Origin of the sequence: Streptomyces colonosanans (genome assembly GCF_001866645.1) — a bacterium.
Taxonomy (GTDB): Bacteria; Actinomycetota; Actinomycetes; order Streptomycetales; family Streptomycetaceae; genus Streptomyces; species Streptomyces colonosanans.
Genome location: NZ_MLYP01000030.1, coordinates 25,850 through 47,019, shown reverse-complemented (window position 1 = coordinate 47,019; position 21,170 = coordinate 25,850). Strand labels below are relative to the sequence as shown.

At 69.0% G+C, this 21,170-nt stretch carries 22 protein-coding genes and 2 pseudogenes; 12 read left to right on the top strand and 12 right to left on the bottom strand.

What is annotated here, in order from left to right; translation table 11 throughout:
* Positions 1-2: 2 nt before the first annotated feature.
* The 4 genes and pseudogenes from BIV24_RS11760 to BIV24_RS11745 form a co-directional block, all read right to left on the bottom strand.
* Positions 3-773 carry a GvpL/GvpF family gas vesicle protein gene (locus tag BIV24_RS11760; protein WP_071366193.1) on the bottom strand — a complete coding sequence of 257 codons (771 nt, stop codon included), beginning with the start codon at positions 771-773 and terminating at the stop codon, positions 3-5.
* On the bottom strand, positions 770-1,189 hold the full coding sequence (locus tag BIV24_RS11755) for a gas vesicle structural protein GvpA (RefSeq protein ID WP_071366192.1): 420 nt from the start codon (positions 1,187-1,189) through the stop codon (positions 770-772). Before BIV24_RS11755 ends, BIV24_RS11760 begins: the two co-directional genes overlap by 4 nt.
* A 49-nt stretch (positions 1,190-1,238) precedes the next feature.
* A complete protein-coding gene (locus BIV24_RS11750) occupies positions 1,239-1,583 on the bottom strand; it encodes a gas vesicle protein GvpO (protein WP_079168193.1) in 345 nt (114 codons plus the stop codon).
* Between the two features lie 284 nt (positions 1,584-1,867).
* A pseudogene (locus BIV24_RS11745) lies at positions 1,868-2,698 on the bottom strand (cation transporting ATPase C-terminal domain-containing protein); the annotation flags it as partial.
* A 362-nt stretch (positions 2,699-3,060) separates the two neighbouring features.
* On the opposite strand from BIV24_RS11745, the gene BIV24_RS11740 reads away from it, so the two are divergent.
* Positions 3,061-4,065, top strand: coding sequence for a zinc metalloprotease (locus BIV24_RS11740; protein ID WP_071366190.1), 1,005 nt, complete (start codon positions 3,061-3,063; stop codon positions 4,063-4,065).
* A 71-nt stretch (positions 4,066-4,136) separates the two neighbouring features.
* Here the strand turns inward: BIV24_RS11740 and BIV24_RS11735 are convergent, their stop codons facing one another.
* Complete coding sequence (locus tag BIV24_RS11735) at positions 4,137-4,349, bottom strand: hypothetical protein (RefSeq protein WP_143064598.1); 213 nt, start codon at positions 4,347-4,349, stop codon at positions 4,137-4,139.
* A 47-nt stretch (positions 4,350-4,396) separates the two neighbouring features.
* On the opposite strand from BIV24_RS11735, the gene BIV24_RS11730 reads away from it, so the two are divergent.
* A complete protein-coding gene (locus BIV24_RS11730) occupies positions 4,397-5,773 on the top strand; it encodes a cryptochrome/photolyase family protein (RefSeq protein ID WP_071366188.1) in 1,377 nt (458 codons plus the stop codon).
* A 211-nt stretch (positions 5,774-5,984) separates the two neighbouring features.
* On the opposite strand, the gene BIV24_RS34320 is transcribed toward BIV24_RS11730, so the two are convergent.
* Positions 5,985-6,287: a hypothetical protein gene (locus BIV24_RS34320; RefSeq protein ID WP_177198689.1), complete on the bottom strand. Its 303-nt coding sequence runs from the start codon at positions 6,285-6,287 to the stop codon at positions 5,985-5,987.
* Between the two features lie 225 nt (positions 6,288-6,512).
* Between BIV24_RS34320 and BIV24_RS11720 the strand changes: the two genes are divergently transcribed.
* Positions 6,513-7,445, top strand: a complete 933-nt coding sequence (locus BIV24_RS11720; protein ID WP_079168191.1) for a GlxA family transcriptional regulator — start codon at positions 6,513-6,515, stop codon at positions 7,443-7,445.
* 1,193 nt (positions 7,446-8,638) lie between these two features.
* On the opposite strand, the gene BIV24_RS11715 is transcribed toward BIV24_RS11720, so the two are convergent.
* Positions 8,639-9,529, bottom strand: coding sequence for a diacylglycerol kinase (locus BIV24_RS11715; protein WP_071366186.1), 891 nt, complete (start codon positions 9,527-9,529; stop codon positions 8,639-8,641).
* Positions 9,530-9,717: 188 nt separating this feature from the next.
* Between BIV24_RS11715 and BIV24_RS11710 the strand changes: the two are divergent.
* A pseudogene (locus BIV24_RS11710) lies at positions 9,718-10,245 on the top strand (MFS transporter); the annotation flags it as partial.
* Here the strand turns inward: BIV24_RS11710 and BIV24_RS33845 are convergent.
* Positions 10,208-10,453, bottom strand: coding sequence for a hypothetical protein (locus BIV24_RS33845; protein ID WP_143064597.1), 246 nt, complete (start codon positions 10,451-10,453; stop codon positions 10,208-10,210). The pseudogene BIV24_RS11710 and the gene BIV24_RS33845 sit on opposite strands and share 38 nt — an antisense overlap.
* Before the next feature lie 305 nt (positions 10,454-10,758).
* Between BIV24_RS33845 and BIV24_RS11700 the strand changes: the two genes are divergently transcribed.
* Positions 10,759-11,850 carry an ISAs1 family transposase gene (locus BIV24_RS11700; RefSeq protein ID WP_071366184.1) on the top strand — a complete coding sequence of 364 codons (1,092 nt, stop codon included), beginning with the start codon at positions 10,759-10,761 and terminating at the stop codon, positions 11,848-11,850.
* Here BIV24_RS11700 and BIV24_RS11695 read toward each other — a convergent pair.
* The 4 genes from BIV24_RS11695 to BIV24_RS11680 form a co-directional block, all read right to left on the bottom strand.
* Positions 11,843-12,085, bottom strand: coding sequence for a hypothetical protein (locus BIV24_RS11695; RefSeq protein WP_071366183.1), 243 nt, complete (start codon positions 12,083-12,085; stop codon positions 11,843-11,845). The genes BIV24_RS11700 and BIV24_RS11695 overlap by 8 nt on opposite strands.
* Before the next feature lie 61 nt (positions 12,086-12,146).
* On the bottom strand, positions 12,147-13,079 hold the full coding sequence (locus BIV24_RS11690; RefSeq protein WP_071366182.1) for an aminoglycoside phosphotransferase family protein: 933 nt from the start codon (positions 13,077-13,079) through the stop codon (positions 12,147-12,149).
* Between the two features lie 103 nt (positions 13,080-13,182).
* Positions 13,183-13,497 (bottom strand): hypothetical protein, encoded by a 315-nt coding sequence (locus BIV24_RS11685; RefSeq protein ID WP_245766768.1) that lies wholly within the window; start codon positions 13,495-13,497, stop codon positions 13,183-13,185.
* Between the two features lie 449 nt (positions 13,498-13,946).
* Positions 13,947-14,234 carry a hypothetical protein gene (locus BIV24_RS11680; protein ID WP_079168189.1) on the bottom strand — a complete coding sequence of 96 codons (288 nt, stop codon included), beginning with the start codon at positions 14,232-14,234 and terminating at the stop codon, positions 13,947-13,949.
* Here BIV24_RS11680 and BIV24_RS11675 point away from each other — a divergent pair.
* The 7 genes from BIV24_RS11675 (at position 14,233) to BIV24_RS11650 (ending at position 21,162) form a co-directional block, all read left to right on the top strand.
* Entirely contained in the window at positions 14,233-15,267 is a 1,035-nt protein-coding gene (locus BIV24_RS11675) for a class I SAM-dependent methyltransferase (protein ID WP_079168188.1), read from the top strand. The two genes, BIV24_RS11680 and BIV24_RS11675, sit on opposite strands and share 2 nt — an antisense overlap.
* A complete protein-coding gene (locus BIV24_RS11670; protein WP_071366179.1) occupies positions 15,267-16,145 on the top strand; it encodes a glycosyltransferase family 2 protein in 879 nt (292 codons plus the stop codon). Before BIV24_RS11675 ends, BIV24_RS11670 begins: the two co-directional genes overlap by 1 nt.
* Before the next feature lie 51 nt (positions 16,146-16,196).
* Positions 16,197-16,703, top strand: coding sequence for a GFA family protein (locus tag BIV24_RS11665; RefSeq protein WP_079168199.1), 507 nt, complete (start codon positions 16,197-16,199; stop codon positions 16,701-16,703).
* A 2-nt stretch (positions 16,704-16,705) separates the two neighbouring features.
* On the top strand, positions 16,706-16,831 hold the full coding sequence (locus BIV24_RS35995; protein ID WP_281247730.1) for a hypothetical protein: 126 nt from the start codon (positions 16,706-16,708) through the stop codon (positions 16,829-16,831).
* A gap of 89 nt (positions 16,832-16,920) precedes the next feature.
* Positions 16,921-18,465, top strand: coding sequence for a methyltransferase (locus BIV24_RS35265; protein ID WP_245766767.1), 1,545 nt, complete (start codon positions 16,921-16,923; stop codon positions 18,463-18,465).
* Positions 18,462-19,475, top strand: a complete 1,014-nt coding sequence (locus BIV24_RS11655) for an NUDIX domain-containing protein (protein ID WP_071366178.1) — start codon at positions 18,462-18,464, stop codon at positions 19,473-19,475. Before BIV24_RS35265 ends, BIV24_RS11655 begins: the two co-directional genes overlap by 4 nt.
* Before the next feature lie 301 nt (positions 19,476-19,776).
* Complete coding sequence (locus BIV24_RS11650; protein ID WP_071366177.1) at positions 19,777-21,162, top strand: MFS transporter; 1,386 nt, start codon at positions 19,777-19,779, stop codon at positions 21,160-21,162.
* Positions 21,163-21,170 lie beyond the last annotated feature (8 nt).

Sequence of the window (21,170 nt, the reverse complement as noted above, 5' to 3'; positions counted from 1 at the left end):
GGTCACTCCTCACTCATGGCCGTGCCGATCGCGGTCCCGGTGGGCTCGGCGGGGCCGGGCTCGACGAAGCTGTACGGCGGCAGCGGGCCGTTGACCCGCAGATCGAGGTGCGGGTGGTTCTTACGGGACTCCTCCACGGCGGCCAGGAACTCCTCAGCGGAGTCGCGAGCGACCAGGAAGGAGAGATTGGCCAGCCAGCCATGGGACTCGGGTCCGGCACTGACGGCCTCGGCAGCCGGGCCCAGCTCGCGCTGGAGTTCCACGGCGTCCGACGCCTCGAGGCCCTGGACCGCCACGGCGACCATCTCGCCCAGCCGCATCCGTTCCTCGTGGCTACCGCCCCCGGCCTTCTGGTTGGCCTCCGCCAGGGCTCGCACCCGAGGGTTCTGCCCCATCACCAGGTGCAGCACCGACTCTTCATCGTGGGTGGCCTTGACGTTGTACTCGACCCTGCCCTCCAGGGCCGTCAGCCGCTCCAGGTAGTGCTCGGCACGCTCGGCGAGCACCTCGGTGACAGAGGTGTCGTCCGGGGCCACGCTGCCGAACCGCATGGGCAGCACGGGGCCGCCCGCGCCCGCCTCGCCAAGCACGTTCTGGTGGGCGAGCAGGTCCCTGCGCTTGGGCCGCAGCCCCTCGGGGGCGTCGCTGACGATCGCCACCAACTCGCCTTCCTCCAGGACCCTGACCGGGCATGGCGGATCACCGACCCCGCCCATGTCCTTGGGGAGCGAGGGGTGCGAGCTGGCGGCGATGCCGTAGACGTACGTGCTCACTCCTGCTCCTCCTTCCGGTGGCTGGGCGTCTTGTGCGCCCGCGGCCCTGCCTCGCCCTGGGCCTCCTCACGGGCCTGTTTGAAGGCATCGGAGAACGTCTGTGCGGCGCCGGTCAGAGCACCCTTCGCCTTGCCCCGCGCGCCGGACTCGGTGATCTCGCCGACCAGGTCGGGAAGTCCGGGGCGCCTATGCGGACCGGCCTCCAGATCGAGCCGGTTGCACGCCTCGGCGAAGCGCATATAGGTATCGACGCTTGCCACGACGACCCGTATGTCGATCTTCAGAATCTCGATGCCGACGAGCGAGACACGGATGAACGCGTCGATGACGAGCCCTCGGTCGAGAACGAGCTCCAGGACGTCGTACAGTCCGCCGGTGCCGCCTCCTCCGGTCTGCGGTGCCGGGACAACGGTCATGCCGACCGCGCCTCCTTGTCTGTGGGGATGTGCGCGGGAGTGCGGTCTGCTAGCGACCGGCCGGCCGCTGCAAGTCGGCCCTCCCGCGTTCGTAGCGGCGAACGCGCCGGTAGCCGGCGAGCTCACCGTCCGCGGTGAGCTCCACCTCGTAACTCGCGATCAGGCTCATGGTGTCGGGGATCCGGGAAAGCTCCAGGACCTCGATCTCCAGCGCCCAGCCGTTCTCCGTGCGTTCGAAGGACGACACGGACTCGGGGGCCAGGCCGGTGAGCTGCGTGAACTGGTCGCGTGCATGACGCAGCACCTCCATCGCACCCGGTCCTCCACCCGCCGCGCCGTTCTTCGACTGCTTGGGGGAACCCGGTGCCTTCGATGCCCGTTCGGTGTTCGACATGGCGACCTCCCAGGTCGAGTGCCCACCGTTCCCCGTGCAAACATGCCGGGCCCGTTTTCGACTCCGTGCGTGCCTCGAGCGCGGCGCCCGCGACCGGTCACGCCACGCGGCGCATGAGCACACAGGTGTCCGGCCTGCTGCACGTCGCACCTGGTACGCCGACCGATCGCTACTTCTCATGGCAGCTGTGGCCGTCGCCAGCCGCCCGGGACAGGACGACGAGTTCGTAGCTGCAGCCTGGCAGCCTCAGCGGGGTGAGGGAGGCCCCGTGTCGCGACTGCACGTCATCCCTCTTGGTGGACCAGTGGCTGGGCGAGCTGCTCCAGCCGTGGCCCCAACGCGGCGATGCCCATGGCAATCGCGACCCCGGCCCAGGCCACGGGGCCAAGGGGCGTGCAGCCGAAGAACTGGCTGACCAGCGGCGTATCGATCAGGCCGATCAGGACAACAGCGGAGCCGAGGGCGGTCGCCGGCACCAGCGGACTGTGTCGCCGTCCCGTCATCGTCTGGGTGAGCTGGGCGCCGACCACACCGCACAGCGCCATGGTGCTGGTCCGGCGCGCCGAGCCCGGTGTGACCGCGCCGATCAGCCAGGCTGTGGTCACGCCGAGCGTGGTGACGATGCCGCGATGCCTGATCTGGCGGGCCGGCGGATCGCCGAGGGCAGCGACGCCCACAGGGGTGGTCCCGCCCAGGACGGACTCGCCATCGGCCTGCCCCTCACTGCTCTCGTCACGGAGTGTGACCGACGCCGCCATCACCAAGAACATGCCGGTGAGAAGGTTGACCAGCAGGATCTGCCGGGTGGACAGAAGTTGCCGGACAGTAGTGTGCCCAGGACCGAAGAGCCGATCTCTCCGGCATTGCCGCCGATCAGGACGCTGACCGCGTCGGCTCCGCCACAGCGCCCGGCCCCCGGCGACGGCGTCGACCAGCATCGACAGATCGTCGCTGGCGATCACCAGGTCGGCGGCGTTCCGGGAGGCCGCGGAGCCGTGCACGGCGATGCCGACGCCAATGTCAGCGGCGCGGATGGCGGCGGCGTCGTTGGCGCCGTCGCCGACCATGGCCACCACCCGTCCGGCAGTCTGGAGCGCCTCCACGACGTGCACCTTCTACCTCCGCCTGAACGCGTTCCTACCGGACGCTCAGCGGGACGCAGAAGGTCGAGCGAGTGGACCACCCGATGCGCTGAGGGTCCATTTCCGGCCACTGGGGCGTGTGTTGCCGACGCTTTACATCGCTACAGCGGGTGGCGTGCCCTCCTGGCTCAATGGGGACACACTACCCATTGAAGTAACGCGTGATTTATGTCCATGCCTCAAACCTTGGAACGCATGGAATCGTTTCTCCGGTATTACCGGTTCGACCTACTGCCGATTGGGCCTGATCAAGTCTGCTCAGGATCTGACATGCGCACGTAATCTCCGGGCGGCGCGAGGAAATCCCTCCCCCCACTCATCCGCTAGGAGAACCTGTGCGCACTCTTGCCCGTATATCGCCGCGTATACGTAACCGTGCGATCGGCACCGCCGTCCTGGCCGGAACCCTGGCCCTGGCACCGCTCTCCGTCACCCCGGGCTCCGCCGCCGCGAAGACGTCCACCTCCTCCGTGACCGTCGCTTCCGCCCAGAAGTGCGCGGACGGCGCGGACGCCGGCGCCACGGCGCGGGAGGCGCGCCCCTCCGGAACCACACATGCTCACGACCCCAACCAGCTCACCCCGGCCCGGGCCAAGGCCATGGAAGCGGACCTGCGGCAGAGACTCGCGGACCGCCGGGTCAACGGCCCTACGCTCGCCGCGGGCGCCACGATCCCGGTGTACTTCCACGTGGTGCACTCCGGGACGACCGGCAAACTCAGCGCGTCCGACATCAACGGCCAGATGAACGTCCTGAACGCCGCCTACAGCGGCCAGGGCGCCGGCAACACCGACTCGGGCTTCCAGTACACGCTGGCCGGCACGGACTACACGGACAACAGCTCCTGGTACAACGGTGTCTCGCCGGGCTCCTCCGCCGAGAAGGCCATGAAGTCGTCGCTGCGCAAGGGCGGCGCGAACGCTCTCAACATCTACACCGCCAACCTCGGCGGCGGCCTGCTGGGCTGGGCGACCTTCCCCAGCTCGTACAAGTCCAATCCCTCGGACGACGGTGTCGTCATCCTGGACGCCTCGCTGCCCGGCGGTTCGGCCACCAACTACAACGAGGGCGACACCGCCACGCACGAGGTCGGCCACTGGTTGGGGCTGTACCACACGTTCCAGGGCGGCTGTAACGGCAAAGGCGACTACGTCGCGGACACCCCCGCCGAGGCGAGCGCGGCCTACGCCTGCCCGGCCGGGCGCGACACCTGCGCCAGCAAGCCCGGCCTCGACCCGATCCACAACTTCATGGACTACACGTACGACTCGTGCATGACCCAGTTCACCCCGGGTCAGGTGCAGCGGATGAGCGACAGCTGGATCGCCTACCGCAACTGATTCATCACGTCCGCCCGAAGGGCCTCGCACCGCGCGGGGCCCTTCACACGTTCACGCGGCGCCCTTTACGATCACAGCGGGGCGAGGAAGACGAGTGCGACCTTCCAGGCCAACCCGGTCGAGGCCGCGTCGTGGGGACGCACGATCGAGCCTCGCAGGGCGACCGGCACGTCGCGGGAGCGCACCGCGCGGCCCGGCACGTCGCGGGAGCGCACCGCGCGGCCCGGCACGGCGTCCGCCCAGGACCACAGCACACCCGAACGTGCGGTTCCGCCGGAAGACACCGCCGTCCGCACGGCCCTGCGCCCACCCCGGAGAGAAGCTGACACCCATGCGCGTCTCGGTCGTCCTGCTCACCTCCGACCTGCGTCTGCACGACCACCCGCCGCTGTGCGCGGCGCTGGAGACCGCCGATGCCGTCGTCCCGCTCTTCGTCATGGACCGTGCCGTGGAGGCGGCCGGGTTCGCCGTACCCAACCGGCGGGCCTTCCTGGCCGACTGCCTGGCCGATCTCGACGCGGCGTTGCGTCAGCGGGGCGGCCGGCTCGTCATGCGCTCGGGCGACCTGGTCGAGGAGGTGTGCCGCACGGTGGCCCAAGCGAACGCCGACGAGGTGCATATGTCGGCCGGGTACAGCCTGTTCGCCGCGCGCCGGGAGGACCGGCTGCGCCGAGCCCTGGAAGCAGTGGGGCGCCGCCTGTTCGTGCACGACACCGTCACCGTGGCAGTACCCCCGGGAACGGTGACACCGGCCTCTTCGGACCACTTCGCGGTCTTCACGCCGTACTACCGACGGTGGGCGCAGCACCCGCTGCGGCCCCTCGCCGCCGCCCCGCGCCGGATCCGCGTGCCCAACCATGTCGGCGGTGAGCCGCTGCCCGCGCGCAGCGATGTCACCGGTGTCTCTCCCGGGCTGCCGGCCGGCGGGGAGACTGAGGGCCGCAAGCGGGTGGCCACCTACTGGCGCCGCGGTCTGGACGCTTACGAGGACACACGCGACGACCTGGCCGCCGACAGCACTTCCCGGCTCTCCTGCCATCTGCACTTCGGCACCTTGTCCCCCGTGGAGCTGCTGCACCGCGCCCGCCGCCGTGGCGGTCCGGGCGCGGACGCCTTCGTACGGCAGCTCGCCTGGCGCGATTTCCACCACCAAGTCCTCGCCGCCCGGCCGGAGGCCGCCCACGCCGACTACCGGACCAGAAACGACCACTGGCGCACCGAGCACACCGCACGAGCCGACATCGAGGCCTGGCGGCAGGGCCGCACCGGATATCCCGTGATCGACGCCGCGATGCGCCAGCTCCGGTACGAGGGCTGGATGCCCAACCGTGCCAGGCTGCTCACCGCGAGCTTCCTGACCAAGACGCTGTACGTCGACTGGCGCATCGGGGCCGCCCACTTCCTGCACTGGCTGGTCGACGGGGACGTGGCCGACAACCAGCTGAACTGGCAGTGGGTGGCCGGCACCGGCACCGACACCCGCCCCAACCGGGTCCTGAATCCCGTCGCCCAGGCCAAGCGTTACGACCCCGACGGCGGCTACGTGCGGCGCTGGGTGCCCGAACTCGCAGGTCTGGCGGCCCCCGCCCTCCACGAGCCGTGGAAACTGCCCGCCCCGGACCGAGCCGCGCTCGACTACCCCGACCCGGTCATCGCGCTGCCGGACGGTCTGGACCGCTTCCGGCGCGCCCGAGACCGGGACCACTGAACAAGCGGCACAAGGACGTTCGCCACCCGGGATCCGAGCACCTGACCTCTTCCCAGGCGGCCGGAGGCTCGACGCCCCGACTCAGCGGGCAGGCTGGGCGAGGAGGGGCATCGCGGTTGTGGACAGGGGCTGCGCCCACACCGACGCCGCCGAGGCCAGCCACCTGCAGCCGGACAGCACCGACTGATAGCGGCACCTGCACCCATCCGGCCTACGCCACCAGGCAGCCCTGCTGCGTGACGCCGAAGTGCACCTCCTTGTCGAGCCATGTCAGGCCGGTTGCAGCCACCCTGGAAGGCTCGACGGCACCGCCGGTGATCTCGTCACGTTCTGCCTTGGTGTCTGCGCGAGCCTTATAACGGAAATGTCCGCCCGTGCAGCGGCCAAGATGTACGCCGCGCTGCTTGGTGTGGTGGACGGTGTCCGGCTGGTCTCGGACGAACGGCTGCGTGAGGTCACGGCCCTGGCCACGGCCGATCACGGCCGATGTCGACCAAACGGGCTCTTTGATCAAAGAGCATCAGCTCCGCTGCTTTGCCTACCGGCAGGCTTGACACCCACCTGCAATCCCACGCTGAACGGCGTTGCGGCTACGTAGCCGGGATAGTCCCCGCCGCCGGAACGGCGCCCGATGCTCGTACGGAGCATCGGGCGCCGGCGCGTATGCCGGACCGTCATGTCCGAATCTGGCAGAAGACCGTCATTGCCGCCACTCAGTCACGCGGGTCAGGATGGCCCCATGTCCAGCACCCGCCGCGTCGTCATCCCGGTCTTCCCCGACGTCGACCTCCTCGACGTCACCGGCCCAGCCGAGGTCTTTGCCCTGGCCAACCGGGAGACCGGGGGCGCCGCGGGCTACCGGGTCGAGCTCGCGGGGCGGGCCCGCGGCGAGGTGGCCACGTCGGCGGGGCTGCGGCTGGTCGCAGACCTGTCTTTCGATGAGGTGGACGGCGTGCTGGACACGCTGCTGGTCCCCGGGGCGGTCGACGCGGGCCCCGGCGGCTCGGTGGCCCGCGTGGACGGCGACGTGGTGGCGTGGGTCGCCCGGGTCACGCCGCTGGCCCGGCGGGTCGTGTCGGTGTGCGTTGGCGCGCACCTGCTGGCCGCCGCCGGGCTGCTCGATGGCAAGACGGCGACGACGCACTGGTCGACCGCGGAGCAGCTGGCGGCCGAGCATCCCGAGGTCACCGTCGACCCCGACCCGATCTTCGTGCGCTGCGGCAGCGTGTGGACCGGCGCCGGGATCAGCGCCTGCATGGACCTGGCCCTGGCGCTGGTCGCCGAGGACCTGGGCGAGGAGGTCGCCCTGACGGTGGCCCGGCAGCTGGTCATGTACCTCAAGCGCCAGGGTGGCCAGAGCCAGTTCTCGCTCCCGCTGAGCCGGCCGCCCGCGTCCCGCCGCGACATCGACGATCTGCGGTTGTTCATCGTCGACCACCTGGACGGCGACCTATCCGCCGCCGCCCTCGCGGCACGGATGTGCCTGAGCGAGCGCCACTTCGCGCGAGTCTTCCGCCAGGAGACCGGGACCGGGCGTGCGCTCCGTCCAGCGCTTCCCCGACGGCACTGTCGGCATCGCCAGCGAGCGGGATACCGCTGCGACCCTCCGCGGAGCCACATCGGTTCCCTCCTGACAGTCTCGACCGAGATACCCGGTTCATCGGGTCAGTGAACCGGCCCCTTTCCGCGCTGCCCTTGGCTCTCCACGCATTCGAGGAGATGGCGTCCCATTTCGTGGTGTAGCCGATCAAAGGTGGGGCGCACGCCTGAGGCGTATGGCGACAGGGACTGCGCTACCTGCCCAGCAGGCGTTCACCGTGCAACTCACCTTGATAGACAGCCAGTTCAATGAGGAGGTGCAGAGTGGCGCCGTCCCAGCATCGTCTGCTTCGAGTCCGGCACTTGTCGAGCCATGTCGTCTGATCCCTCGTGTCCACGGCGAGCATGGTGAGTGTCTCGACCAGGTACTTCCATGCGCTTGCTTCGGACAGTTGCTGCGCGTACCCGCTGGAAGATCGCCGACTTTGAGCAGCAGCAACAGGCAGCAGCCAGATTGGTCGTCGAGAAGGCGCACCGGGAGGGGCGTCCGCTGGGTGCATCCATCCACCTCGCCGACTGCACCATGGAGCCATCGGACCCAACTTCAGGCCGGTGGGCGGTGCCAGTGGCCCATGCTTGACTGCCTGGTCATGGACGAACAGGAGTTGCTCGCGGGTATTGACGGTCCTCGCTCCCTTCGGGAATCGAGTTGTTGAGATGCGCGCGTGGACCTACGCCGACCGATTCCCCAGTGGCGCACGCCAGGATGATCCGGCACGCTGGAAGGGTGGGTGCGGCGCCGTTCCACGCCGCAGGCGTGGGCCTTGCGTCCGCCGGTTGGTGGAACAGTCGGGCGCCGGCTCCATGCTGGCCGTGCCCAAGTCCCAGTTCACAGTGGGATGTTCCCGCATTGAGGGGCTGTTCGCACACTGGCGCCGACGACGCCAAGCAGTAGCCCGCTGCTGTCACTATCTGCGGCGGTGTCGCACGTTCGAGGGGCGGTCTCCGTGAGACCGCCCCTGCCGTTCGGAGCCCCGCTACACTCCCTCCACCCGGTAAAACCCACAGGTCAGACACCGAAATCCTGCTGGAGTACCAGCCGACCAAGACCAATCTCAGCGGCACTTTCTGGACCTCAACTACTCACACCCGTGGTCGTACTGGAGCAGGGCGAGCCGAACGAGGAGTTCGTCGGTGATGGGGAGACCGTCGGCGGCATAGGCCCTGACAGGACGTCACTCTCCACTACATGTCCGTCTGCCGTAGCAATACGAGAACCGGGCCTCCTCGTTGGTCCCAACTGTGAGGTCGCGTGGAACACGCAGTTCACGGACCGATGACGCGGAGGGCCCCCGGCACACAGCGGGCGGTCAGCGGAAGCGGCCGCAGCGGTTCCCCGTCAACGTACCCCCGGATGTCTTCTGCGGCGATCTCCACCGTTGCCGAGCGGTGAACGGTGACCTTGGGATGCCTGACATGGGTTCCGCGATACACGCGCGGGAACACCCGCAACAGCGTGGTACGGCTGAGATCGCCGACCACAGTGACATCGAACAGGCCGTCGGTAAGGTCGGCACCAGGGCAGATGCGCATGCCGCCGCCGTACGATGACCCGTTTCCGATGGCCACGAGGGTCGCTTCGACCTCCTGGACGACGCCGTCGTCGAGAACGATCCGGTAGGGGAAGGGCCGGAAGCTGGCAAGTTCGGCCATCATCGCGAGGTCGTACTTGAAGCGGCCGGTCAGCCATCGCATGCGGTTGCCCCGGTCATTGACACGGGAGTCGAAGCCGGAGGCGAGGACCGTGCCGAACCAGTGGCCGCCGACTTTTCCGAGATCGATGTCGCGCACCCGGCCGGCCTTGAGAGCCGTGGCGATGAGGCGGCCCGCGGCGCCCGCGTCGCCTATGGGCTGGCCGAGGGCGCGGGCGAAGTCGTTGCCGGTGCCGACGGCGACCAGGCCGAGTGGGGTGCGGGTGCCCGCAACGGCCTGGAGGGCGAGGTTTGCCGTGCCGTCGCCACCGACAGCGATCAGAGCGCCGGTGCCCCCGTCCACGGCGGTACGCGCACGTGCGAGCGCCTCCTCGGCGTTCTCCCCGACGACTTTGCGGACGGCGAATCCGGCTGCCCGCAATGCGGAAGCTACCAGCTGGGCCGCCTTGGAGCCGCGGCCCCGGCCTGCGGCGGGGTTGAGCAAGAGGGTGATCTTGTTGGTCACGAGAGCGACTCTACGAGCAGCCTGGTCATGTCTGGGTCACGCCGTCATAACCGTTGGCCCGCCCCCGCGGGCCCGTGGCCGCCACCCGGCGGCCACCCGGCGGCCACCCGGATTCGGTGGCTTGATGACCTCGCGTATCGCCCGCCGGGTGGCTTCTGATGCCCGCGGACGAAAAGCACTCCAGCAGCGCCCTCGCCATGGTGATCGTCAGCCCGTACGCGGGCCGGCTCGCCGCCCGGTACGGCTTCCGAATCGTGGTTACCACCGGCCTGGCCCTGGCCGGCCTGGGACTGCTGGCGCTCGGTATGGTGCACGCCGACACCGGCTACGGGAACGTGTGGTGGCGGCTGGGACTCGCCGGCATCGGCTTCGCCCTGGCCATGTCCCCACTGACAGGCGCCGCCATCCAAGCAGTCAGCCCGCAGGAAGGCGGCCTCGCATCAGGCATCAGCAGCACCACTTGGCAGATCGGCGCGGTGCTCGGCGTGGCGGTACTCGGAGCCATCGTCCGCACCCGGCAATCCGACGGCGCCTCCTTCGAGACCGGCCTCAACAGCGCCTTCGTCGCGGCTGGCGCCATCACATCGGCCACCGCCGTGTTCACCGGCCTGTGGCTGGCGAGGTCCAAGCCCGCGGAAGGCTCCGCGGCGCCGCATCGTTTCGCCGATCCGGATGCGGTCACCACCTCGAACGAGGCATCCGTGAACAGCAGTTGACAGTAACAACCGCCTTGGCCGGGAGAAGCGGCTGCGCGCCGAGGGCGTCGACATCACCATGCCGCTGCCGAGGACCCCTGAGCCGGTCCACGAGGGAGTACATGAGGATGTTGGTACGTCCGACGTTGGTGAAGAGGTAGTCGCCCTCCATGCGGTTCAGCCCCTTCTCCACGTGGAAGGTTCCGTACAGCCGCAGGTGTTCCTTCACCTTCGCCTCGATCGTTCGTGGAATCGGAACGGCACGCCCTTCATCGTGGTCGCGCCACTTGAGATGGCGGATGCTGTGGGCGCGCCCGCGGCCCTTGGTGATGCAGGGCGATTGCAAAGTCAGGGTGATCTTGTAGGTGCGCAGGTCACGGCGATGTGACGATGTTCGGTGGGGCCGCGACGTACGCAACGAAGCTCCGTTGTGCAGATGACCTTCCCAAGTCGCCTGCGTCCAACGGCGCTTCGATGTGCCGTCAGTCTGCCACTGTCTGTCTGGTCAAGTCGCCCACGAGTCACCATCGTGCGATGGGTCCGCTGCCGGAGCGGCTGGCCACGCTGGTCGATCCGCGGTGCCGACGCGGGAAGCGTCACCCGTTCGTGGCGGTGCTGCTGATCGCGTGCTCGGCGGTGGTCACGGGGGCGACGAGCTTCGCGGCGATCGGCGAGTGGGCGGCGGACGCTCCGCAGGATGTTCTGGCCCGGCTCGGTGCCCGGACGGCGACGGTGTTCTCCGCCCGTGTTCCGCCCAGCGGGGCGACCCTGCGGCGGGTGGTCGTGCGGACCTGCCCCGGCGGGCTGGCTGATCTCCTGGGGCATGATCCGGCTGGCGGTGACACCCTCGCGGTGGACGGCAAGAGTGCCCGCGGCTCGCGCCACGGCACCAGACCGGCCGCCCACCTGCTGGCTGCGATGACCGGCACCGGGCTCGCCGTCACCCAGCTGCGGGTACCGGACAAGACAAACGAGATCACCTGCTTCGCCGCCCTGCTGGAACCCTTCGACCTGCACGGAGTTACTGTGACCGGCGACGCGCTCCACACGCAGCGCGAGCATGCCCGCTTCCTGGTCGACGTGAAGAAGGCGCACTACGCCTTCACCGTGAAGCGGAACCAGAAGAACCTCTACGAACAACTGCGGGCTCTGCCCTGGCAAGAGGCGGCAGCGAAGTTCTACGACCGCACCACCGGCCATGGCCGGACGGAGACCCGGGTCGTCACGGCACTGACCGTCACCGACCTGGGCGTCGACTTCCCACACGCCGCCCAGGTCGCCAGGGTCGTGCGGCACCGCACCGACACCAAGACCGGCAGACGCAGCCGCGAGACCGTCTACGTGATCACCGATCTGACCAGCCGCCAGGCCTCCCCGGAACGACTCGCAAACATCTTGCGGGCTCACTGGTTGATCGAAAACAGGCTCCACTTCGTCCGGGACACCTCTTTCCGTGAGGACGCCTCCAAGATCCACACCGGACATGGTCCGGAGAACATGGCCACATTGCGAAGCTTCGCCATCAACCAGCTCCGCACCGCTGGCCACACCAACATCGCCGCCGGACTCCGTAAGATCGCCCGCCGCCCCTACGAACGCCCCCTGGAACTGCTCGGCCTCAGCTGACCTGCACCTCCCCTTGATCAAAAGACTTTGCAATCGCCCTGACCGAGGAGTGGGCGATGACGATCTTGCGTGGGTCGCCTTGGAGGATCCGGTGGGTGAGGTGCCCGCCGAGCGGGAAGGCTCGGTCCAGCCCGGATTGCGGGCGCCAGATAGCCAGGCGGCCGTCGGCCGCAACGCGGTCGAGCATCAGCCCGCCGACCACTCTCCGCCTGGCGGCCTCGGTTTGCGTGAGCACCTCGGCGAGCGGGGCAAAGTAGGTCTGGAACTCGTCGGAGTCGGCGATCAGGTGCCACGCTCTACGAGCGTTCGGTGAGTAACTCCGCCAGATGATCGACGAATTCGGTGAGCCTGTCCAGCCGTGGTCCGCTGCGGGCGATTCGAAAACCGTGGCGGCGACCCCAGAACGCAGCCTGGACGGCATGGAACTGGGCCCACCGCTGGACGCGTTCACGATCGAGTTCCGCAGCCTCGACGAAGACGTCCAAGACCCGGTGGACAGCCTTGCGCAGGTCACCCGCTTCAAGGAGCGTCAGCGCACGGGACTTCAGCAGTGTGCCGCCGTCGTAGGCGGGATCTCCCGCGTACCCCTTGGGGTCGACAGCCAGCCACGGCTCTCGGCGGGCACGCAGGATGTTGCGGGCATGAAGGTCGCCATGGATGAGAGTGTCCGGCTGCGCCCGGCCCAGCTCCCGAACGGTCGCCACGGCGGCATCCAGCACCTGACGCGGCAGTGCATGCGTCAGCTCCTCGGCGTTCTTGCGCAGCTGTTCCTCCCAGGCATCGGCCTGCTCACGCAGCCGGGGCAGGCCGGGCGGTGCGGGGATGGCCAGGCGGCGATTGAGCCGCCCGGCGACCGTCACCACCTCGTCGCCGTCTTCGACCTCTGCCAGCGTCGACGACTGAACCCGCTCCAGCAGCATCGCGAACCGTTCGTCGTCGCGCTCATGCAGCAGGACGGCGCCGCACCCGCCCCACGCAACGAACGCATCCGGCTCGTGGACGTTGCCGGGATGCGGAAACGACACCTTCAGCACGGCGCTCTCCTCAGCCCGCCGCCGTACCGGAACGATGACGCCGACGCCCCCGTGCATAACCTCGCCATCCGGAACGCACCCCCAGCGCCCCAGCAATTCCTCCACGATCCCGGGCAGCTCAGCGAGCCACACCGCCCCGGCCTCCCCCTCGCGGTCGACGGTGCTCTGTGCGAACTCCTCTGGCATCGCGATCATCCCGGCACCCTACGCGCCAGCCCGCCGCAGCCACCAAGCTCAAGCCGGCCGCTGCCGCCCGGCGGACAGCGCACTACGAAGATCGCGAACTACATCTGGAGTACTACCCGAGGGCGGCGCGCAGCACTGCCGTGATGTCCGTGTCGGGGTCTGAGGCGAGCAGGATCTGCGTTGCCTGCTGGATCACTTCGTCGCATGCCTCCGGTGGTGCCGCAGTGAGCGCCGTGCGTACCCACGCGGGGACCTCGTCGGGTTCAACAGGTGGCGGGGTCTGCCAGGGCAGCGGCAGGGCCTGGCTGGCGTATGGAGCGGCGGGGAGTCCGACGCGCTCCGGGTGCACGCACACCGGCACCCCAGCGGCGGTGAATCGGTGGCCCGTGGCCGGGTCGAACGGGCAGTCACGGGAAGGGCGCTCCATCACGTCGAACCGGCCGCCCGGGTGCCTCAGCGACGGGCACACGCCGCACACCGGTCGGCCATCCCGCGCGAAGGATTCATTCCCTTCCGTCATCGGTTGCGCCCTCTCCGTGATGGAGAGCACGGTAGCCGACGTGAACCTGCGCCGCCGCGGGATCGTCTGCGGCCACCGCCGACGGTGTGGCGACCGTGCGGCGTGGCTGGTGGGCGTGGCCGAACGCCCCTGCTCCCAAGCCTTCGAGGAGACGTTGGAGATGCGGGGCCGCAGCAGAACGGGCCTGCCAAAACACGACCCTTCAGGTAGTTGAACTGCCGATCTGATCGGCGCCGAACCGGGCAGTCACCCGAATTGGTGTTCTCCACGCCGATCCGGCAGGCACCAGGCCGGCCTTCACTACGCTCCTACCCGACTACGACCACCGAGGTAGCCCGTGCCCACCGTTCCCTCACCTATCCCACCCCGCACAACTCGCCCTCCTGGAAGAGCAGGCGCGGGTCACGCTGACCGAGCACTACGGCCTCGTTGGCGCGGCCCTGCAGATGGAGGTTCAGCAGTACGAGGACAACGCCGTCTGGCGTGTCACCTCCCCCGGACGCGACTCGTTCGTCGCACGCCTGTCTGTACGCGACGGCCGCCCAGCCCACCAGCAGCACAGTGAGATGCGGTGGTTGGAGAGCTTGGCCGACTCCCGAGACCGCGGTCAGCTCCGTCTCGGCGGCCTGGCTGCAGGCCGACATGATCGAGCAACTCCGGCTGGAACCGGGGATGACCGTGCTCGAAGTAGGCTCCGGCGGGTACAACGCGGAGTTGCTCGCGCACGTCCTCGGGGACCGAGGTCGCGTGATCACCGTGGACGTCGACCCGTACGTGGTGCACCGAACATGGCGGCTGTGCGCGGAAGCCGGTAGCGGCCGTGTCACCGCCGTCCTCAGCGACGGTGGCCTCGGCGCGCCCGCCCATGCCCCAGCGAACGGGTTCGACGGCGTGATGATCACCCACAACGCGGTGGACATCGCCCCGGCCTGGCGGGATCAACTCGCGCAAGGAGCTAGGTTGGTCGTGCCGCTGGAGGTGGGCGGCCACACCCGCTCGATCACCTTGGTCCGGCGCGGCGACGTGCTGCACGCCGAGCACTGGACGTACTGCGGTTTCGTGCGGGACCGCGGTGCCGCCGGCCGCACCGCTCCGGCCGTCCGCCTGGCCGACGGGGAAGTCACGGTGCGATGGGAGGACGGGGTCCCCGGCGACACTGCCGGGCTGGAGGAGGCGCTGCGCGGTCCCCGGCACGAGGTCAGTACCGGTCTCGTCGTCCCCGGCATGTTCAACTTTGAGACGCTGCAGGTCTACGCCGCGACCACACTGCCAGGGTTCTGCCGACTGGCCGCTCCGGAAGGGTCCAAGCTCGTAGCGCAGCAGGACGCGCCCGCGATGCTGGCCGACGGCTCCCTCGCCTACCTCACCCATGTTCAGGTCAAGGACGGTCCGGTGCCCGTCGACCGCCGCTACGAGTTCGTCATCCACGCCTTCGGCCCGGCCGCCGCCGAACTGGCCGCGCGGTTCGCCGCTTGCGTACAGAACTGGGACCGGTACGTGCGCAAGTCCGGTTATCCGCCCATGAGCGTCTACCCGGCCGCCACCCCCGACGACCAACTACCGGCCGGTGACGTGCTCGGCAAACCCTCCGCCCGGCTCGTCCTCCAGTGGCCAGGCCGCATCTCCTTGACGGGTGAAGACGCGAGCGTCGCCTCGCCCACCCAGGGGGCAGTGTGATGCCACGAGTGGACGTGGTCCTGCTGACCATGAACGACCGCCCCGAGGAAGAAGCGCTGGCGCAGAAGACACTGCTGGACCAGGCCGAGGTCGAGGTGCGGGTCGTCGTGGTGGGCAACGGATGCATCCCCCAGGTCGTACCGCCTGGGGCGCTCACCGTCGCCCTGCCGGAGAACGTCGGCATCCCGGGTGGGCGCAACGCGGGTGCCGACGCGCTGCGGCGGGCCGGCACCCCGGCGGAGTACGTGTTCTTCCTGGACAACGACGCCTGCCTGCCGCGCCCCGATGTCCTGGCCCGGCTCGTCGCCGCGGCCGAGGAGCACCCCGACGCCGCCTACGTCCAGCCCCGATTGACCGGCCCGGACGATACGACCACGCCGCGCCGCTGGGTGCCCCGCCTCAGGGCCGGTGATCCGGGGCGGCCCGGAGTCATCGCCACCATGACCGAGGGCGTCGTCCTCATCCGCCGGAGCGTCTTCGACCAGGTCGGTGGCTGGGAAAGCAGCTTCTTCCTCTACCACGAGGGCCTCGACCTGGCGTATCGATGCTGGTCAGCGGGATACAGCGGCTGGTACGCGGCCGACATCCGCATGCACCACCCCGTGACCAGCCCGGCGCGGCACCGCCTCTTCTGGCGGCTCGCCGCACGCAACCGGATCGCGGTCGCCTACCGCAATCTCCCCGGCCCGCTGATCCCGCTGTATCTGGCCGTCTGGACCGGCATCACTCTCGCGCGTGCCCTGCGCGGCGGCGGAGTGGGCGAATCGCTGAGCGGCATGCGCGAGGGCTGGAACCGCCGCGCCGAGCAGCAACGCAGACCCATGAACTGGCACACCGTGTGGCGACTGACCAAGGCCGGACGGCCCCCAGTCATCTGAGCCATGACCGACCGCCGCACAACCCGGCAGACGAATTCGAACGAGGAGACCATGTCCCCTGCACCACCTGATCACCCCGCCATTCCCACTGACGCGAGCGACCTCCCAGACAGCGATGCCGCGCTGGTCGTCGGCACGGCTGAACCGAAGCCCAAGGTACGCACGGGACGCTGCCTGTGCGGCGACACCGTGTACGAGGTGGACGGTGCCCCGGACGATCCACACCTGTGTTCGTGCCGACACGAGACACGCGTCTCTGGCGGCCCTGCCGTCCTGTGGGTCGGTTTCCGTAAGGACAGGCTGAGGTGGGTCGGGCCGGGCGGCGAGCCGACGTGGTACTCGAGCTGGCCGACCTTGCACCGCGGCTTCTGCCCTCGTTGTGGGAGCCAGCTCGTCTCGGTCGCCGACGGCTCGGACATGATCATGGTGACCGGCTTCAGCCTCGACGACCGCAGCGGCACCGATCCCGTCGGACATTCCTATCGCGAGGAGGCTGTGCCGTGGATGACCATCGCCCTCGCCCCCGATCCGTTCAGGCCGCAGCCTGCTTCAATGTGAGCATGAGTGGCGCGCAGCAGCTGATCACCGCCGTCGCCGGGACGCTGTTCCTGGCGTACGACACGAACCCAGCTGAGGCGGCCCAGATCCCCGTGGGCACCGCGACCTTCAACATGGGATGGAACTGACTTCCACACTCCGCTCCGGGGCTGGCCAAGGCTGCAGACCTCGGCCGACCCACCCCACGCAGTACCGGCTCACAAGGGAGGTGTCCCTCGTGTTCATCACACAGGACGAATGGAACACCGGCTACGCCGAAGGTCGACGCCATCGCCAACTCAACGACCTCGAAAGGTCGTTGATCGCCGACCGCCTATCGGTCCCTGCTGACGGACGGGCTCTCGACGTCGGGTGCGGCGTGGGTGAACTCGCCGCGTTCCTGTCCTCGTTGGGCTACCGCGTCGACGCCGTCGACTGGTCCGACAACGCCCTGGCCGAAGCAGCCGCCTCCCACTCGACGGCCGCTCGATGGCTGCGCCTGGACATCGAGAACGACGACTGGGGCCCTCTGCACGCCGACGGATACGACCTCATCACCCTCCGGTTTGTGTATCCGTTCCTGACGCACCGCGACCGCACCCTGCGCACTCTTGGCCGCCGTCTGCGCCCCGGCGGGGCGCTTGCGGTCATCACCCCACTCGCCGCCCACACCCCGGCTGAGCCGTGTGACATCGCCCTCGACGAGGACGAACTCGCCCAACTCCACGTTGGCTGGTCCACGGCCGAGCGGCACGACAGCGAGGGCCTCGCCGTCGTCGTCCTGCGCGGCCCCCGAACGGAGGACGGCGTTCCGGCGCAACACGCCGCGGTTTCCGCACCGCCTTCGTCGGCCCGCGTGGTCGGCCCGGTGGTGCATGGCCACGCGCGTGAGCACCATATGCACCTGTTGCCCCGCTACTACGGTCAAGTGGAGGCAGGGCGCAAGACGATCGAGGTACGCGTGGGCACGCCCACGAAGCGGGCCGTCGAGGAGGGGGACACGATCGTCTTCCACGACCGGGGCAGCGACCGGCAACTCGATGTTGTCGCACGGCGGGTCACGGCCTACGTCTCCTTCGACGAGGTGCTTGACGCGCACGATCCTCGGCGCATCGACCCCGATGCCTCGCGTACGGAGCTGCTCGACGCGCTCCGCAGTATCTACCCACCAGCCAAAGAACAACTGGGCATCCTGACGTTCGAGTTCGATCACAGGCCGGGACGTCCTGGCCATCCGCTGCCCATGAGTGCGGCGGCGTATGTGCAGACGGTGCCCCACCACACGGTGTACGGCTGCCTGTACATCCGCGACGAACACGATCGGCCCGTTCAGCTGCGCTCGGTGTACGGCAACCGACCCTGGCAGTTTCCCGGCGGCAACACCGACGCCGGTGAAGATCCCCTGGAGACCGCGCGTCGTGAGGCCACCGAGGAGACTGGAATCGAACTCGGCCAGGGCCAGCCCCGCCTGCTCCTGACGTACTACCACCACCTCGGCTGCGGCTGGCCGATGGGCAAGATCGGATTCATCTTCGACGGCGGCAACCTCACCACCGAGCAGTTGCGCCGGATCCGCCTCGACCCGGCCGAACACGACCTATGGGCGATCCACGATCTCGACGAGTGGCGGCGCCTGATGGGGGACGTGCGCTTCGCCCGCCTCGAGGCCATCGAGCGCGCCCGCACCGGCCACGGCCCGCAGTACCTCGTCACCGGTTCCGCTGACAGCCCGGGCAGGACCACACCGCCCGTCCCCACTCCCCAACCGGAGGCGCAGACGTGACCACATCGCGCGACGATCTGCCCGGCACCGCGCTGACCGATGATGAGTACGAGGCATTACGGGCCTCGGCGTCCCTGTGGGCGGGGACATCCGTGCTCATCACCGATACCTGCGGACGGGTCCTCGTCCAGAAGGTCGACTACCGGCCGCAGCGGCTCCTGCCCGGCGGGGCCGTCGACCCGGGCGAATCCCCCTCCCGATCAGCGGCCCGGGAGCTTCAGGAGGAACTCGGCGTCACCATGGCCGTCGGTTGCGGCCTAGCCGTGGACTGGGTACCACCCACCGCCCCGGGTCTCTCCCCTGCTCTGCGGTTCCCCGGCGAGCTGCTCTTCGTCTACGACGGCGGCACCTGGGACACCGCCCCGATCGACACGATTCGCCTTCCCGAAGGGGAAGTCATCGGCTTCGACTTCGTCGAGCCCGCCGATCTGCCCGGCCTGATGTCACCCGGCGATGCCCGCCGCGCCCTGGCCGCGCTACGAGCCCGGACCAACGGCGCGGGCACCGTGCTGCTGGAAGACGGCCGCCCACTCCCTTTGCCCGGCCGCTTCCCAGGTGCCTACTGCCTGGTGTGGACGGTGCGGGGTCTGCTGCTGGCCGCGTTTGCCGTGAGCGACAACCTGATGCAGGTGGTGGCCATCGCGACGACGGCCAGCGCGCTGGTGCCCCTGACCTCGATCAGCCTGAACGCGGAGATCGGCGGTCTGCCGGGCCCGCAGCGGCTGCGGATGTTCACCGCGGACTCGGTCAAGCTGCACGTGGCGAGCATGAGCAGCATGCTACTGCTGCCCGCGTTGCTGGAGCGTGCGCCGAGGGTCGGTTTCTACCTCCGCCGCCGCCACATCTACAAGCGAGTACATGGTCAGGCCCACGGAGGCCCAAAATCGTCGCTCGCACGGTTGCGATGCACTCCGCTCTTCTCTGCTGGCCGTGATCCCGGGGCATACACGGGTCACCGCAGCCTTACGGAGTCCGATCCGCTACCTATGCCGGAGTTCTACGCAGCGTAGTCAGCACCGAGTCAGCACGGGAGGGGCTGGGACGGGTGATGACGTGGGCTTTTAGTCAGCACCAAGTCAGCACGGGAATCAGTACCGCGCCTCCAAATCGTGCCCGAATGAAGCAACTTGGACACCGCCCTTCGCGGCCTCACCGAGGCTCCCTCAGAGGCTCCGGCACCACCTTCATGGTGACCACGCGCACTCCCACGCCCAGAACTATGTTGTCCCAACACATACGCCTCTGACCTGCACGTTCCTACGGTGTGGCGACACGTAAACGTCCCCCGCCGACCGCCAGGAAGTGGTGCCGATGTCCTCCCCCGCAGCCGCTCCACCAACCCCGTCCAACCTCCCCCGCATCGTTGCCGCGAGCCTCATCGGCACCACTATCGAGTGGTACGACTTCTTCCTTTACGGGTCCGCCGCCGCGCTCGTCTTCAACAAGCTGTTCTTCCCGGACTCGGACCCGTTGGTGGGCACACTGCTGTCGTTCCTGACGTACGCCGTCGGGTTCGCCGCCCGTCCGCTGGGCGCCTTGGTCTTCGGGCACTACGGGGACCGGCTCGGGCGCAAGAAGTTGCTGGTGCTGAGCCTGCTGCTGATGGGCGGGGCGACCTTCGCCATCGGACTGCTGCCCACGCACGCGACGGTCGGCACCGCCGCGCCCGTCCTGCTCACGACGCTGCGTCTGGTGCAGGGCTTCGCCCTCGGCGGCGAATGGGGCGGTGCGGTCCTGCTCGTGTCGGAGCACGGCGACGCGCGGCGGCGCGGCTTCTGGGCCTCATGGCCGCAGACCGGGGCACCCGCCGGGCAACTCCTCGCGACGGGTGTGCTGTCACTTCTGACCGCCGTGCTCTCGGACCGCGCGTTCGACACCTGGGGGTGGCGCATTCCGTTCCTCCTGTCCGGCGTACTGGTGATCGTCGGTTTGTGGATTCGTCTGTCTGTCGATGAATCGCCTGTGTTCCAGCAGGCGTTGGCGCAGGCCGAAGCCCGCAAGGCGGCCCTGAACACCAGCGCGGAGAAGCTGCCTCTGGTGTCCGTCCTGCGTCATCACTGGCGGGACGTGCTGGTCGCCATGGGCGCACGCATGGCGGAGAACATCAGCTACTACGTGATCACCGCCTTCATTCTCGTGTACGCCACCACATCGGCCGACATCTCCAAGCAGACCGCGCTCAACGCCGTCCTCATCGCCTCGGCCGTGCACTTCGCGGTCATCCCGGCATGGGGCGCGCTCTCGGACCGCGTCGGCCGCCGGCCCGTCTATCTGCTGGGTGCGGCCGGGGTCGGCCTGTGGATGTTCCCGTTCTTCTGGCTGATCGACACGGCGAGCTTCGGGAATCTGGTCCTCGCGGTGACGGTCGGCCTGGTGCTGCACGGGGCGATGTACGCGCCCCAGGCGGCCTTCTTCTCGGAGATGTTCGCGACCCGTATGCGTTATTCGGGCGCGTCCATCGGTGCCCAGTTCTCCTCTGTGGCCGCCGGTGCGCCCGCCCCGCTCATCGCGACCGCGCTGTTGTCCGACTACGGCAGTTCCACACCGATCGCCCTGTACGTCATCGCGGCGGCCGTTCTCACCCTGATCGCGGTGGGCGTGGCCAAGGAGACACGGAATCTCGATCTGGCCCGGGTCGACGACTCGGCGGACACGGAACCCGCGAGGGCGCGGGCAACGGACGCACACACGGTCTGAGCCGAGCT